The 15241-nt window shown below is 71.1% G+C and carries 15 protein-coding genes; 3 read left to right on the top strand and 12 right to left on the bottom strand.

Annotated features, from left to right (window positions below):
• Positions 1–14: 14 nt before the first annotated feature.
• Positions 15–428, top strand: a complete 414-nt coding sequence (locus B0I31_RS12585) for a DUF2000 domain-containing protein (protein WP_245949842.1) — start codon at positions 15–17, stop codon at positions 426–428.
• 124 nt (positions 429–552) lie between these two features.
• Positions 553–726, top strand: a complete 174-nt coding sequence (locus B0I31_RS40565) for a hypothetical protein (RefSeq protein WP_181320133.1) — start codon at positions 553–555, stop codon at positions 724–726.
• Positions 727–1092: 366 nt separating this feature from the next.
• Here the strand turns inward: B0I31_RS40565 and B0I31_RS12580 are convergent, their stop codons facing one another.
• The 11 genes from B0I31_RS12580 to B0I31_RS12530 form a co-directional block, all read right to left on the bottom strand.
• The gene (locus tag B0I31_RS12580; RefSeq protein ID WP_245949841.1) at positions 1093–2574 is read right to left on the bottom strand and encodes a family 43 glycosylhydrolase; all 1482 of its coding nucleotides are present in this window, start codon (positions 2572–2574) and stop codon (positions 1093–1095) included.
• Between the two features lie 37 nt (positions 2575–2611).
• Positions 2612–3538, bottom strand: coding sequence for an arabinan endo-1,5-alpha-L-arabinosidase (locus B0I31_RS12575; protein ID WP_106615549.1), 927 nt, complete (start codon positions 3536–3538; stop codon positions 2612–2614).
• 592 nt (positions 3539–4130) lie between these two features.
• Positions 4131–4916, bottom strand: a complete 786-nt coding sequence (locus tag B0I31_RS12570; protein ID WP_106615548.1) for an SDR family oxidoreductase — start codon at positions 4914–4916, stop codon at positions 4131–4133.
• A gap of 34 nt (positions 4917–4950) precedes the next feature.
• Positions 4951–6150, bottom strand: coding sequence for a cytochrome P450 (locus B0I31_RS12565; protein WP_106615547.1), 1200 nt, complete (start codon positions 6148–6150; stop codon positions 4951–4953).
• A 32-nt stretch (positions 6151–6182) separates the two neighbouring features.
• Positions 6183–7016 (bottom strand): SDR family NAD(P)-dependent oxidoreductase, encoded by an 834-nt coding sequence (locus tag B0I31_RS12560; RefSeq protein WP_106615546.1) that lies wholly within the window; start codon positions 7014–7016, stop codon positions 6183–6185.
• A gap of 31 nt (positions 7017–7047) precedes the next feature.
• A complete protein-coding gene (locus B0I31_RS12555; protein WP_106615545.1) occupies positions 7048–7794 on the bottom strand; it encodes a class I SAM-dependent methyltransferase in 747 nt (248 codons plus the stop codon).
• 29 nt (positions 7795–7823) lie between these two features.
• Positions 7824–9269 (bottom strand): MFS transporter, encoded by a 1446-nt coding sequence (locus tag B0I31_RS12550; protein WP_106615544.1) that lies wholly within the window; start codon positions 9267–9269, stop codon positions 7824–7826.
• Positions 9270–9361: 92 nt separating this feature from the next.
• The gene (locus tag B0I31_RS12545) at positions 9362–9808 is read right to left on the bottom strand and encodes an Rrf2 family transcriptional regulator (RefSeq protein WP_106615543.1); all 447 of its coding nucleotides are present in this window, start codon (positions 9806–9808) and stop codon (positions 9362–9364) included.
• 138 nt (positions 9809–9946) lie between these two features.
• Positions 9947–10450: a nuclear transport factor 2 family protein gene (locus B0I31_RS12540; protein WP_106615542.1), complete on the bottom strand. Its 504-nt coding sequence runs from the start codon at positions 10448–10450 to the stop codon at positions 9947–9949.
• A 187-nt stretch (positions 10451–10637) separates the two neighbouring features.
• Positions 10638–12098, bottom strand: a complete 1461-nt coding sequence (locus B0I31_RS12535) for a glycoside hydrolase (RefSeq protein WP_106615541.1) — start codon at positions 12096–12098, stop codon at positions 10638–10640.
• A 624-nt stretch (positions 12099–12722) separates the two neighbouring features.
• Complete coding sequence (locus B0I31_RS12530; RefSeq protein ID WP_106615540.1) at positions 12723–13217, bottom strand: hypothetical protein; 495 nt, start codon at positions 13215–13217, stop codon at positions 12723–12725.
• A gap of 589 nt (positions 13218–13806) precedes the next feature.
• Here B0I31_RS12530 and B0I31_RS12520 point away from each other — a divergent pair.
• The gene (locus B0I31_RS12520; RefSeq protein WP_106615539.1) at positions 13807–14031 is read left to right on the top strand and encodes a DUF2795 domain-containing protein; all 225 of its coding nucleotides are present in this window, start codon (positions 13807–13809) and stop codon (positions 14029–14031) included.
• A gap of 106 nt (positions 14032–14137) precedes the next feature.
• On the opposite strand, the gene B0I31_RS12515 is transcribed toward B0I31_RS12520, so the two are convergent.
• Positions 14138–15169, bottom strand: a complete 1032-nt coding sequence (locus B0I31_RS12515; protein ID WP_106615538.1) for a LacI family DNA-binding transcriptional regulator — start codon at positions 15167–15169, stop codon at positions 14138–14140.
• Between the last annotated feature and the right edge of the window lie 72 nt (positions 15170–15241).

The raw sequence follows: 15241 nt of genomic DNA, 5'->3' as shown, positions 1-15241 counted from the left end.
GCGACGGTGTCGGCGTGGAACGATTCGAGACGAAGTTCGCCGTCCTGCTCCGCGACGACCTGGCGCCGTGGCAGGCGCTGAACGTGACCGCCTTCCTGGCGAGCGGCCTCACCGCGGCCGTGCCCGAGGCGGTCGGTGAGCCGTACGAGGACGCGGACGGCACGAAATACCTGCCGATGCTCGGCCGACCGGTGCTGGTGCTGAACGGCGGCAAGGAGGTGCTGGTGAGCGCCCACGCCAAGGCGGTCGGGCGCGGGTTGGCGCTCGCGGTGTTCACCTCGGACCTGTTCGCCACCGGCAACGACGTGGACAACCGGGCCGCCGTGCGCGCCGTGCCGCGCGACGCCCTCGATCTCGTGGGCATCGGCGTGCACGGCCCGCGCAATGCGGTGGACAAGGTGCTCAAGGGCGCGCGGATGCACCCGTAGGCGCACGTCGTCGGGCGGGAAGACCTCGCCCCTGACGACGAGCGGAACTGCCGTTCGGCGAAGGGCGAGGCCCTGACCTGCGTGTCCCACGTGGACCCGGTGCGGGTAACGTCGTTGCGTCGCGATGAGTGACACGGTCCGGGTGCAGCTGCTGTCCGGTCTGCGGGTCGCGACCCTGCCGGTCACGGGGGTGGTGGTCGGCGGGCTCGGCCGCGCCAACCTGGTGCGCCGGTGGGGCGACCACGACTTCCCGCTAGTCCAGCCGGCGACTTACGCGGTGCCGCCGCGGACGTGGTGATCTTCGACCTGGAGCTGGTGCCCGGTCGACCGGACTTCGCCGCGCTGCGCAGGCCGGTGGACAAAGCCGCCGGGTCGTCGTCTACTCGCAGCACGCGGACAGTGCCACCGCGCTCAAGTGCGTCGACCTCGGCGCGTTGGCCTACCTGACCGAGCGCGAGGGCCTCGACCACCTGATCCCCGCCATCAGGGCCGCCGTCCGGGGCCCGACTGCGGTCGGCACCCGGACACCGCCCGCGCACCGCGCCTCGGTGGGGTAGGCGCGGTCTGTCGACGGGTCGGCGTGCGGAGGACGACTGATCCTGCCGCCGACAGGTGCCGGTGGTGGGGGACCACCGGCACCTGTCGGGGAAACCGCCGTGCGGTTTCAGTTGGCGGGTTCGCCGGAGGGTGCGGTGAGGGTGGTGCCGAGGCGGACGGGCGTGCCGAAGTTCGGTGTGCCGTCCGCGTTCCAGGTGAACTTCTGGGCGCGGGTGGAGCGGTTCATGTCGCAGCCGCCGCCGGCCGAGTCGTTGGCGTGGTAGACGATCCAGTCCTCGGTGCCGTCAGGCGACTTGAAGAACCCGTTGTGGCCGGGTGCGTACACGCCGTTGGCGTCGTTGCGCTGGAACACCGGGTTGGGCGACTTGGTCCAGTGCGCCCGGTTGAGCGGGTCGGTGCCGGTGAGGGTGAGCAGGCCCAGCTTGTAGTCCGGGCCCCAGCAGGCGCTGGCCGAGTACACGATCATGGTGCGGCCGTTGTGGTACAGCGGCTCGCCGCCCTCGTTGACCGGGTGGGTCTGCCGTTCCCAGGACAGGGTCGGCTGGGAGATGGTGCGGCGGGCGCCGCTGATCGTGTACGGGTTGGACAGCGGGGTGATGGTCAGCGACTGCGTACCGTCCGTCGCGCTGCCCAGCAGGTACAGCCGGCCGTTGTGCCGCAGGATGCTCGGGTCGAGCTCCCAGGTGTTGCCCAGGTCGGCCTTGAAGCTGTACGGGCCCATCGGGTCGGTGCCCGCGCTCTCCAGCACGTGCAGCCGCTGCGTCGGGTTGAAGTCCGGGACGTTCTGCCCGGCCACGTAGTACAGGTACCAGCGGCCGTTGAGCAGGTGGAACTCCGGCGCCCACATGTTGCAGCACCCGTTGGGCCTGGTCAGGCTGAAGATCACCTGGTCGGCCGCGGTGGACAGGCCGGCCAGCGTGCGGGACCGGCGCATCGTGATCGTGGAGTTCCAGGTCGTGGTGGCCAGGTAGTAGTACCCGTCGTGGTACTGCAGCCACGGGTCCGGGCCGTTGCGCTTGATCGGGTTGGTGAACGTGCCCGGCGCCGGCGCGCCCAGCCGCACCAGCTGCCACTGCTGGTTCGTGCCACCGGTGTCCGGCCACTGGATCACCTGCGCGCCGTCCGCGGTGGAGAAGTCCAGCACGTCGACGGCCTTGTTGCTGGCACGGTTGAGCAGCCGGACGTACCCGCCGGCGGAGTCGGCGAGCCGGAACTGCTGACCGGTGCGGTTGGCGTCGGTGTTCTGCACCAGGCCGGTGCGGTCGGCCGTGGACGGGAAGTCCAGCACCTTCCCGCTGTGCCGGGACTTCAGGCGGTAGTAGCCGCCGCCGGAGTCCACGAACTGCCACTGCTGCCACGCCCCGTCGTTGCGCGTGTACTGCGAGATCCGCGCGCCGTCGTTCGTGGCGAGGTCGTAGACGTCCAACGCCTTGCCGCTGTTGCGGTTGACCAGGACGTAGGACGCGGTGGTGTCGACCACGGCCGCGGCGGCGGTCGGCGGCAGGGCCGAGGTGACGCCGCCGAGGAAGGCGGCGGTGGCCAGGAGGACGAGAGGCGTCCGGCGGCCCGCTCTGCTGATCGGTGTCAAGGTGCGCTCCCTGCGACGTTGCCCGGGTTACCGGTCATCAGCGGACGTAGGGCCAGCCGGCGGAGTCCCAGCCGAGCCAGTTGATGCCCAGCAGCGACGCGCCGTTGTCGGCGTAGTAGTGGTAGACCAGGATGTCGTTGTCGGTGTCGGCGAACACGTCCTGGTGGCCGGGGCCGTGGATGCTGCCCTGGCCGGCGAGGATCTCGGTGCCGCCGCCGGAGGTCATGGCCGTGCCGTTGCGGGCGACGTACGGGCCGGTGACGCTGGTCGAACGGCCGACCATCACGCGGTACGTGCTCGCCGCGCCCTGGCAGCAGCGGTCGAACGAGACGAACAGGTAGTAGTAGGAGCCCTTCTTGAAGATGTTCGGCGCCTCGATCGCGCCGCCGTTGCGGCCGGCGATGGAGCGGATCGTGGAGTCGGACCGCAGGCCGGTGGACGGGTTGAGCGCGATCATCTTGAGGCCCGACCAGAACGAGCCGAAGCTGAGCCACCAGCGGCCTTGGTCGTCCACCACGAGGTCGGGGTCGATGGCGTTGAAGTTGTCGCTGGTGCGGGACTCGACGACCAGGCCGCGGTGGGTCCAGGTGCCGGAGTTGCCGCTGGGGCTGGTGGCCAGGAAGATCGCCGACCGGTTCGAGCCGAACGTGGAGGCCGAGTAGTACAGGTAGTACTGGCCGTTGCGGTAGGAGATGTCCGGTGCCCAGAGGTTGCGGCTGCCGTTGGTGTAGGTGGTGGTCCAGGAGGCGCCGTTGGGGAACACCGAGCCCGCGTTGCGGAAGGCGGTGCGGTCGGTGGAGGTCTTCAGCGCGATGTTGTTCCCGGTGTGCGCCACCAGGTAGCTCCCGTCCGGGCGCTTGACCACGCTCGGGTCGTGCACCCCGATGTCACCGGTGACGTGACCCGGCCCGGGGTAGGCCGACGCGTGCGGCGCGAGCGCGACCGTGACGGCCACGGTGGTCATCAACGTCAGGGCCAGTTTTCTCAATGCGACCACGGTTTCCTCGAATCCCTCGGTTGGAGTGGTGGTGGCGGCGAGCTGGCGGCGTGGGTGGACGGCAGCACCCGGCCCGACGCCACGGCGGTGCCGGGGCGCGGAGCAGGTGCGGTGTGATCGGGCTCAGCGGGGGTGCGCCGGCCTCCGTCGCCGATGGGCTGACGGGCGCGGCGCGGGGCTGTCGGAACACGGCAGCCCGGCAGCTCTGTACGTGCGCGGACCCATGCGTCGCCTCCTTGCGAGCAGGAATCGTCAAGCGCGACCGGCCGGGTTGCCGGGTACCACCCCGCTGGGAGCGCTTCCCGGAACCATACGAGAGGTCTCCGGTGTCCGGCAAGCCCTCTGTTATCGCTAACAGACATGGGGGCTGTCGAACCAATTCGATTCTTGATCGCTCACATGTCGGCTGAGCTGGCCGGATGGGCAGGCGTTTCTTGCCCCTGACGGTCCTGGTCCGGACCGTATGTTATCGCCAACATCATGCGGTGTAACGGCACGGGTCCACTTTGGACGACAGCGGGGCCGGGGGAGCGAATCCCCCGGCCCCGCTGTCCTCGGCTCACTGGAAGAACTTGGCGGTGGCGTGCAGCTGCTGGTCGAGCACGTCGTAGCCGCCGTCCACCCGGATCACCTGACCGATCGCCACGTCGAAGCCGTCGGCGACCGCGGCCACCGCTCTCGCCGCGTCCTCGGCGTCCAGCAGCCTGCCGAGCACCGAACGCTCCTCCGTGTACTTGCGCAGGTCCTCGTTGAGCACCGCCGCCGTCGCGTCCGTCTTCACCGTGCCGAACGCGACCGTGTTGACCGCGACGCCGTGCTGGGCCGCCGCCGCCGCGACGTGGCGGCTGAACGTGTTCAACGCGGCCTTGGCGGTGGAGTGCGCCGCGACGCTGCCCACCCAGTCCGCCGCGGTGCTGGAGATGTAGACGATCCGCCCCGCCCGCCGCCGCTGCATCGCCGGCAGCACCTCCTGGGTGAGGAAGAACGACGCCGCCAGCTCACCGCCGACCTTCCCGATGAACGACTCCCACGACAGGGACAGCAACGGCTCGAACGGCGGGTTCACCGTGTTGGCGTTGCAGATCAGCACGTCGATGTGGCCGTGGTCCGCGTGCACGTGCCGCACCAGGTCGGCCACCTGCGCACCGTCGCAGACGTCGGCCTGCCGCGCCTCGGCGGAGCCGCCCGCCTCCCGGATGTCGTGGACCACCCCGTGCGCGGCGGCGGTGTCGCGCCGGTAGTTCACCACCACGTGGTACCCGCGTCGCCCCAGTTCCCGTGCGGTCGCCGCGCCGATGCCCCGGCTCGCGCCGCTGATCAACGCCACCCGTCGTGACTCGTCCATGTGGTTTCCCCTCTTGGCCGTGTCGATTCCCTGATCACCACGTCACGGGCAGGCTCTCCACCCCGAACACCAGCTGTCCCGTGCGGTACTCGACGTCCTCGAACGGCACCGCGAGCCGGAGGTCCGGGAAGCGGCGCACCAACCCCGTCAAGGCGAGGCGCAGTTCCAGGCGGGCGAGCTGCTGGCCGACGCACTGGTGCCTGCCGTAGCCGAACGCCAGGTGCGGCACGGGTTTGCGGCGCAGGTCCAGCTCGTCGGCCGGGGTGGGCAGGTCGGCGCCCTGGTTCGCCATCAGGCTCGACACGACCACGCACTCGCCGGCCCGGATCCACTGGCCGCCGCCGACCGACAGGTCCGTGTTCGCCCGCCGGATCAGCGGCGGCGCCACCGCCAGGAACCGGAACAGCTCCTCGACGGCACCGCCGGCCGCCGACTCGTCGTCACGCAGGACGGCCAGCTGCTCCGGGTGCGCCAGCAGCGCGAGCACGCTGGTGCCGATCATGCCTGAAAGCGTGCCGTGGCCCGCCACGAGGATTTCCAGCCCCATGCCGACCAGCTCGTCGTCGGACAGTTCCGCGCCGTGGTGGCGGACCAGGTCGCCGAGGATGTTGTCACCCGGCTCGCGGCGGTGCGCGGCGACCAGCTCCGCCATGTAGTCGATCATCGCGGCGAAGTTGTCCTGCTGCACCTCCAGCGTGGTGTCGACGCTGCTCGCGATCGAGCTGCGTTCGAGGATGGCCGCCCGGTCCTCCTGCGGCGCGCCCAGCAGCTCGCAGATCACGATGAGCGGCAGCGGTTCGGCGAACGCAGCGATGAGGTCGACACCCGGACCGGCCTCCTCCACCGCGTCCAGGTGCTCGGTGACGATCTTCTCGATCACGCCGCTGAGCGACCGGACGCGCTTCATCGTGAACGCACCGGCCTGCATGCGGCGGTAGCGCGTGTGCTCGTCGCCGTCGTAGTTGAGCAGCACGCCCGGCTGGTTCATCACCGAACGGGGACCGGTCGTGTGCGGGTCGAACGCGAACCCGACCTCGTAGCGCGGGTCGGACAGCACGGCGCGGGCGTCGTCGTCCCGGGTGATCAGGACGGCGTCGATCGCGCCGAGCTGCGAGGTGGGCACGGGGACGCGGGGGAGGACCGGGTCGCCGTGCGACTCGACGAGCCGGGGTCCGGGTCGGAACGGGCAACCGGCCGCACGGTCGTTGTGGGGCATGGAAACCGGTTCGGTCATGGGTGTCGCCACCTTCCCTGACGGCGGATCGGTCATCGGACGCGGGGCTCGTCGCCCAGCAGGTCCCTCGTGATGCCCTCCAGGCGTGCCGCGGCGGCCTGGTCGAACGACGGGTGGGCCAGGCCGATCCGCGTGTCCTCCACGAACGCGCTCAGCGGCTCGCGCGGCGGCGAGTCGATCAACCCCACGATCCGGGGGATGGTCAGCTCGACCGGCTGCCCGGCGCGCTTCATCCGGTCGGCCTGGGCCGCCGAGGCCGGATCGAAGTCGCCCGCGAACCCGGTGCGCGTGCCGCCGGGGAACAGCAGCACGTACCGGGCGCGGTACCCGTGACCGGCGAACGAGACGCCGAGCAGGTCGTTGAGCCGCCCGCCCTGGAACATGGCCGACCAGCCGTCGTAGCCGTGCGCCAGCTCCAGGTCGTCCCACCGGATGTCCGGCGTGCCCACACCGGGGCCGGCGAGGTTCACCACGACCGGGTGCTCGGCCTGGTCCAGCCGGTCGGCCAGGCCGTGCCCCAGCAGGTACCGGCTCAGGTAGTACAGCGCGAAGTTGTGCTCGAACCCCTCGGCGGTGACCACCCGGCGGCTGCGGAAGTACCGCGCGCACAGCACGAGCGCGTGCACCACCGGGAACCGCGCGGTGATCTCCTTGACGACCCGCCGGTTCTCGGCGACCAGGCTCAGGTCGGCCTGCAGGAAGTGGGCCCGGTCGGCGGCGCCCGCCCGCCGTGCGGCGTCGAGGTACCGCTCGCCCTTGACCGGGTCGGGGCCGACGACGACCACTTCATCACCCCGGTCCAGGCAGGTCCGCGCGAGCGCCAGCCCGATCCCGGACGTGCCACCTGTCACGACGATGGTCTTCACCGAGGTCCTCCTCCAAGAGGGCTGCCGTCGTTCACTTCCGCCGCGCCCGCACGTACGACATCGGGGTCAGCACGCGTCCGCGCTCGTCCAGCCGGACCGCCTCCGGGCCCGGCCTGCGGTCGCCGGTCGGCTCGGCCGCGGCAGCCATCCGGGCGAGCAGCTCCGGCGTGAACGTCGTGGCGAACTCGGCGTCGGCGATGTCGAGGATCTCCCAGTGCAGGCCGAGGTTCGCGTGCAGGTTCGCCCTGCCGACCAGCGCTTCCGCCGCGATCGGTGTCCCGGACGGCACGGATTCGGCGAAGCAGAACAGGTGCAGCACCGCACCCGGCCGGCACACCCGGTGCAGCGCCGCCGCGTACGCCGCCCGCTGCCCGTCGTCCAGGCAGTGGTACAGCCCGCTGTCGAGGGCGGTGTCGAAACCCGTCCCGACGTTGTCCAGCTCCGTGGCGTCGGACACCAGGAACCGCACCGCCACACCCTGCGCCTGGGCGCGGTCGCCCGCCTCCGCGATCGCGGTGGGCGAACCGTCCACACCGGTCACGTCGCAACCGTGCTCCGCCAGCAGGATCGCGTTCTCGCCGAGCCCGCACCCCACGTCCAGCACCCGGCCCGTGAAGGCGCCCGTCCGCGCCAGGTCCACCACGGCCTGTTGCGGCTCCCCGATGTCCCAGGGGATCACCTCGTCACCGGGCTCGACCCCGCCGAACGCCGCACGACCCGCGTACAGCGCCTCGAAGTCCTTGTTCTCGCTGGAGAACGTCCGATCTTGCACGGCCATGCCGATCCCTCCCGTTGATGGCAGTGTCTTCAGTGGACGGTCCCGGCCTCCTGGGTCGCCGCCGCGGGTGCCGCGGACGGGCGCATCCTCGACGCCACGACCAGCGTGAGGACGATGACCACGGCCATGGCCAGGAACACGTCGGAGTACGCGGTGCCCTCGGGCCGGGCGTAGAAGGGGTTGACCGCGCCGGCGCCGCTCTCCAGCCGGGCGGACACCAGCACGCCGAACACCGCCGGGCCGGTGCCCGCGCCCAGGAACTGGACGCCCTGCAGGATGCCGAGGCCGACACCGACCTGGTCGCCGGGCAGCTCGGCCGCCGCGGCGCCGATGAGGGTCGTCATCACCAGGATGAAGCCGATGCTGAGCCCGAGGATCCCGATGGCCGCCGGCACCGGCGAGGAGCCGCCGGTGAACGTGGACAGGAACAGCGAGAACAACCCGACCAGCGTGAGGCCGGCGAGCACCAGCGGCCGCGTGCCGACCCGGTCGGCCAGGCGGCCGATCAGCGGCGAGAGGGCGGCGACCGCGACACCCGCCGGGATCATGACCAGCGCGCCCTGGCCGGGCGTGAGGCCGTTGACCTCGACCACCAGCAGCGAGACGAACACCAGGCCACCCAGGTTGACCACCATGGCCAGGAACGCCACCAGCAGGCCGGTGCGGTAGACGCGGTTGGCGAACAGCGCGGGTGGCACGAACGGGTGGTCGACCCGGGCGGTGCGCCACGCGAACAGGACCAGCGCCACGACTGCGACCAGCAGGCTGCCCCAGGCCGACAGCGCGGCGAAGCCGGAGACCTGCGCCTGGGTCATGCCGAACAGGACCAGGCCCGCGCCGAGCCCGAGCAGGATGCCGCCGGGGATGTCGATCGGGCCGCGGCCCGCCGGCGAGTCGTCCGGGAGCACGCGCAGCGCCGGCGGCACCAGCACCAGCGCGACCACCAGCATGATCCAGAACAGCGCCGGCCAGCCGAGCCACTGGCCGACCAGCCCGCCCACCGCGGGACCTGCCGCCGTGCCGACGCCCGCGCCCGCGGAGACCACGCCGATGCCGACCCCGCGCTTCTCGGCGGGCAGCAGCCTGGTGACCGCGATGATCGAGAGCACCGGGATCGCCGCGGCGCCGATACCCGTCACGATCCGGCCCGTGACCAGTACGAACAGGTTCGGGGCCAGGGCGCAGACCGCGCTGCCGACGGCGTAGGTCAGCAGGGCGAAGACGAACAGGCGCCGCAGGCTCACCCGGTCGGAGACGCGCCCGTAGAGCGGGATGCCGACGGAGAACATGAGCAGGAAGCCGGTGACCACCCAGGCGAGTTCGGCTTCGGTGGCGCCGAACTGGGTGCCCATGGCCGGGAGCATCAGGTTGACCATGTCGCTGGCGGTGACCGTGGCCAGCATCGCGGGCAGCACCAGTGCCAGCAGCGCCAGCCCCGGCCCGGTGCGCTCGCTCGTGGTCGACGTGGAAGTCATGCGGGACGTCCTTCGCGTGGCTTACTGCCACCATCGTGGTTACATTTAGGGTGGAAAAACGGCGGAGGATCACTCCTCCGCCTCGGCTCTCGCTAGCGGTGCCGCGCCGGCAGTCGGCGCTCGATCGCCAGCACTTCCCGGACCAGGTCGTCGATCGTGGTGCGGCCCAACCGTTCTGCCATGGCCCGCTCCGCGTCCTGGAACTCGACTTCGAGCAGGCTCTGGATGTTGCGGCCCACCTCGCAGTCGGCGCTGGGCGGGTGCGGGTGCCGGGACAGGACCGGGCCGTCCTCGACGGCGGCGTAGGCGTCGTAGAGCGTGATCCGCTTGGCCGGGCGCGCCAGCGTCCAGCCCCCGTTGCGCCCTTCCGTCGACCGGACCAGCCCGGCCACCCTCAGGCTGCCGAGGATGCGCCGCACCAGGACCGGGTTGCTCACCAGGCTGTCCGCGATCTCGGCCGAGGTCAACTGCTTCTCGCCCCAGCGCGCGAGCATGGTGAGTGCGTGGATCGCGACCGCGCTCCTGCTGCTGACGCCCACTGCCGCACCCGTCTCGAGGAAGGAGGCCGACCGGAACCGCGCCGGTCGAACTGCAACGAGGTTAGTGGCAGTTTCGCGGAGGTGTCAACGCGGTCTCCGGTCATGCCCGCCACCTTCACGCGAACGTGTGAAACGCGGTCACCAGGGCCAGTGCCAACCCTTGTTGTGCGGCACCACCCAGTAGTGCTCCAGCTCGACCCGTTCGAACAGCCACCGGCCGTCCTGGCGCACGTAGCGGTCCGAGAACCGGCCGACGCTCTGGTGCGCCAACTCCTCCTCGTCGAACCGGATGTGTTCCTCGAAGTAGCAGACGCCGGTCGCGCGGTCGCCGTCGACCTCGACCTGGTGGACGTGGTTGAAGTTCTTCAGCTCCAGCTTCGAGGCGCCCCGCATCTCGACCAGCTTCGGCAGCAGCTCGGTGTAGTACTCCCGGATCGCCGCACTGCCGCGCGCTTCGCCCAGTTCGCCGTAGTCCAGGAGCGCGTCCACCGTGAACAGCGCGCCCAGCCCCGCCCAGTCCCGGCGGTTGAGGCAGTGGTGGAAGGCGTGGCGCAGCTCGGTGAGCGCGCGGACCGCCTCCAGCTCCCGCACCCGGGCCGACAGGTCGTCGAGTCGGGACCCCAGGTCCACACCGTCCGCCATCGTGTTCCCCCGTCTGACGTCGACTCCGTTCCCGCACCTCGCGGAAACCGCGGTCAGGGTCGCAGCCGGCCGGCGGTCGTCACAACGCTCGCGCGCTTTTCCTACGGTCCGACCGAAACCCTTCCCGGCGGGCACGGCGGTGCGGGTCCGACGTGTGCACGCGGACCCGCACCACGGCTCGCGGGGTTCAGACCACCACGCCGTCGACCTGGAACGTCTGCACCTGACCGGCGCCGAACGGGACGCGGAGGACCTTGCCGCCGACGCGGGTGTCCTGGCGCTGGACGTAACGGTCGCCGCCCGCGGTGGCGGTGGACCAGCGCGTGACCACGCCGTCGGGTGCCTGGCCGAAGCGGGTCAGGTCGAAGGTCAGGGTCTGGGCGGAGCCGGTGTTGGCGGCCACGACGACCAGGCGTCGTGCGGTGGCGTCGTAGGCGGCGACGGCCAGATCGCTGCCGGTGTGCAGGATGCGCATGCCGGGTCGGATGTGGCGGGTGAACTGGGCCAGCACGTAGTACTTCGTCTCGACCGCGCCCGCGCGCAGGGTGCTGCCGTCGTACTTGATGGCGCCCCAGCCGGCGGTGGGGTCCATGACCTGCCAGTAGCACCAGGCGGTGGGGTGCAGCCAGTTGAAGTCCAGCAGCAGGCAGCGGGCCGTCTGCAGGCCGGAGCCGTCGCCGTCGCCGTGCTCGGAGTTCCACAGCACCTTGCCCGCCGCGCGGACGTCGTTGGACAGCAGGTCGCGTCGGCCGCCGGTGCCCTGGTAGCCGTGCACGTTGACCTGGTTCACCAGGCCCTTGGTGGTGGCGTCGAAGCTGTTCCAGGTGGTGCGGGCCAGGTCGTAGCTGGTCTCGTCGGACGCCGAGATCCTGGTGCCGCTCAAGCCCTGCCGGTTGAGCTCGGTGCGCAGGTGGGCCAGCACGCTGCGCTGCGTCGTGGCGTCGATCTTGCAGCCCTCTTGGGTGCCGTTGGCGTGCCAGTAGTTCGAGGACGGTTCGTTGAACGGGTCGACGGTGCGGAAGTTCACGCCCCACTGGTCACGGGCGCGGCGCGCGGTGACGGCCAGGTGGTGCGCGTGCTGGCGGTGGTTCCACGGCTGGAGGTTGTTGTCGGCGGCGTTGGCCGCGCCGGAAGGGTTGTGGTTCAGGCACATCCACCACATCGGCGAGTTGGCGAACAGCTCGCTCATCGCGCCGCGCTGGGTGGCCTTGACCAGGGCGGCGCGCTGCTTGGCGTCGGCGTTCCAGTTCCACGCGGTCGAGTTCGGGTCCTCGTTGTTCCAGTCCTGCCAGAAGCCCTCGATCTGCTTGAACCGCGGGATGTTGGGTGAGGCGATCATGCGCTCGCCGTTCACCGCGTTCCAGCTGGACGCGCCGAGGTTGTAGCGGGCGATGTTCAGGCCGAGACCGGGCATCGCCACGCCGTTGTAGGTGACGGTCCTGGTGGTGAAGAACAGGTCGGCGAAATCGTCCCGGTCGCCGAACACGTTGGCCCACCAGGCGAGCGAGGTGCCCCAGCCCTCCCAGGTGCCGTAGTCGACGCCGGGGTTCACGCCGATGGTCGCGTCGGCACGGGCGGTGCCCGTGCCCAGCGCGCCGCTCGCCGCCGCGACACCGGCCGAGGCCAACACCGTTCTGCGGTTGATCATGAGTCCTCCTGCGGGGAGTCGGTCATCGCTGAGCGGTGGCGGCGGCCGTCAGCGGTCGGGGAACGCGGGCACGGCCGGGTCGCGGGTCCGCGGAACGGGGAGGAGTCGATCCGGACATCGCGGAACCCGCGTGGTGCGGCCGATCGCGCCCGCGGCGAAGTGCGGAGTGGATCAGGCCGTCGACCCGGGTGGTGCGCCCGGGACCGCGTCGCGGGACCTCGGGCGGTGCGGCCGTGCCAGAGCGGGGGACACGGGCATGGCAGGTCTCCTTCACCACGGTGTGAAAGGGCCGGGCCGGGATGCGACCACTGGTGCGGGCAGGGCCTCGGTGCCGGAGCCCCGAGGCGGTGTTTACGCAAACATCAGTGGCACGACCGTAACCGCGGTAAGCCGGGATGTCCAGAGCTGGTCAACGTTGTCAACCGAAATTCAACGAAATCCGGCACAGATCAGGCGCTGTGATAGCAGATTCAACAACATCGAACATCGTTGGTGGTGCCCGAGACGTGCTGCTGTCCGACTGCGGTGCCAACGGCGACCCGCCATCCGCCCACTGCGCACGCCTGGCTGCCCTGGCGCCGTCACCTGGTCGGCCGAGCCGTCGTCACCTGGCCGGGCCGGGGTTCAGCGCATCCGGGCCGTGTAGCCTTCCCCCAGCATGAAGTTGCAGGTCGGGAACGACCCCTCGCACTGGACCCCGGAGGCGAGGAACGTGACCCGGGAGCTCGGCGCGGAGATCTTCGGCGTCCAGCACTTGGTCTGCCGCGGCTCCACGTACCCGTTCCCGCCCGGGTTGCAGCCGAAGGTGTCCACGGGCTGTCCGTCGAGAAAGCGGTTCAAGTAGGCGTATCCCCAGTTCCCGGTCGGCACCGGGCCGTAGAAGAGGACGAAGGCCCAGTAATTCGACGAGGTGTCCCGGCACAGTTGAATGGCGCCGAGTTCGACTCCGTCATATCTCGTGACGTGCGCCGCCGAAACCACGATCCCGTACGTGCTGCCGTGCTGGCAGTTCGGTGCGGCGGCGATGTCCGCCCGGGGAGCCGCTGCCGCGGTGGCCGCACCGGAGGCGCCGAGCAGCGCCAGGACCACGGCGCAGCAGGTGGCGACGAGTCTCTTCATCCAGGCCTCCGTCGACTCGCGGGCGAATCCCGGCGAGGGCCGGATTCCTGTGGCCGGGCGTCGGCCGTCCACCACACTTCCACGTCGGTGCGACCTCGGGAAATGCTCCGATCGGGTACGGTCAAAATCCCGTGTGGCCATTCGTGTGAATGTCCGGCAAGTGTCGGGAGACTTTTTCCACGCACTCTGCGCGGCACCTGGTCGGTCGCGGTGACCGGAGTACCTGCGCGTGCCGCTGGCCGACGGCACCCTGGTCGCCACGCCCGACGTGCCACCCGCCGACCTGGTCCCGTCGTTCCCGGCCGCGTCCGACGTGCCGGGCACCGGGTGGTTCGCGGCGGTCGCCGCCGCGCTTCCTGCCCGAGCTGATCGACCTGATCTGGCACCGGCGGATCGACCCGGGCCGGGTCTTCGACCTCGAACTGCCGCTCGACCAGGCCGCGGAGGGCTACCGGGCGATGGACGAGCGCCGTGCGATCAAAACCTCCTGCGCCCGTGACCCGCGTGAGTCGGCCGTGCGGCGTTTTCCGGACGTGAGAGCGGGTATGGCCCCGACACGGGCTCGTACCGGGAACGCACGGAGGTGGCGATGACCGCATACACCACTCGCGAACGGCTGGCGGGCTGCCTGAAAGAGGTCGACTTCCCCGCGAGCAAGGACGAACTGATCTACGCGGCCCAGGAACGGGGGGACGAGATCACGGCGAGGGCGCTGCGCGCGATCCCGCCGGTCGACTACGCGAACAAGGCCGAGGTGGTGGCGTCGGTCCGGTTCGACGACGACACCACGCGCGCCAACCCCGGCGGGCGCTGAACCACGCGGAGCGCGACGGCCTGGCCACACCGGTGGGCCGCCGAGCAGGGCGAGGACGGGCACCACGGCCTTACGGTTCGGCCATCGCCCGTGGTGTTTCCGGGTGCTAAGCGGGCGGGGCCGTGCTCGCCCGCACCACCAGCTCGGTGGCCAGCATGACCCGGGGCTGGGCCGGTGGCGTGCCCTGCGTGAGGCCGACGATCATGTCCGCGGCCGCCGCCGCCATGTCGCTGAGCGGCTGGCGGACGGTGGTCAGGGCGGGGATGGCCCACCGCGCGGGCGGCAGGTCGTCGAAGCCGACGACGCTGAGGTCCTGCGGGATGCGCAGGCCCGCTTCGTGCGCCGCTTGGTACACGCCGATGGCCTGCGCGTCGTTGAACGCGAAGACCGCGGTCGGGCGGTCGTCGAGGCGTAGCAGGTCACGACCGCGGGCGAGGCCGTCCACGACGTTGAAGTCGCCCACGTGGACCAGTTCGGGGTCGACGGGGACCTCGGCGGCGTCGAGGGCGGCGCGGTAGCCGTCGAGGCGGGCGCGGCTGGACAGCGCGTGGGAGGGGCCGGTGATGGCGGCGATGCGCCGGTGCCCGAGGTCGAGCAGGTGGCGGGTCGCGGACAGGCCGCCGCTCCAGTTGCTGGTGCCCACGGTGGGGAACTCGTGCCCCGGGTCGCTGGTGGGGTCGACCAGCACGAACGGGATGCCGCGGCTGGCCAGCTGCGCCTGCTGGGAGGGTGTGGGCGCGGAGAAGACGGTGATCACGCCCGCGGGTTTGCGGGCCAGCACGCCTTCGATCCAGGTGCGGCCGGGCGTGTGGCGGCCGTGCAGCTCGGTGAGCACGACGGCGAGTCCGTGCTCGCCCGCCACGCGCTCCACGCCCTTGATGACCTCCATCGCGTAGGCGCCTTCGAGCTCGTGCAGCACCAGTTCGACCAGCGTGGCGCGGTTGGGCTTCTTCTGCCGCCGGTACCCGTGCTCCCGGATCACCCTCTCGACCAGCGCGCGGGTGTCCGGGGCGACCTCCGAGTGCCCGTTGACGACCTTGGACACCGTGGCGGTGGACACGCCCGCCAGCTCCGCGATGCGGGCGATGGTCGCGCCACCACGCCCGGCGGGTTCGGTCGGGCGTCCGGTGGAGGTCATGGCGGAAGTCTAGTGCGGCGGTCTCCGCACCGAACGGTTCGGCTCGGTGCCCGAACGCCTTGACGGCCGCCG

Source organism: Saccharothrix carnea (assembly GCF_003014735.1).
In the GTDB taxonomy this organism is placed as follows: domain Bacteria; phylum Actinomycetota; class Actinomycetes; order Mycobacteriales; family Pseudonocardiaceae; genus Actinosynnema; species Actinosynnema carneum.
The sequence above is the reverse complement of the archived record's forward strand: the minus strand, read 5'-3'. Positions and strand labels throughout refer to the sequence as shown.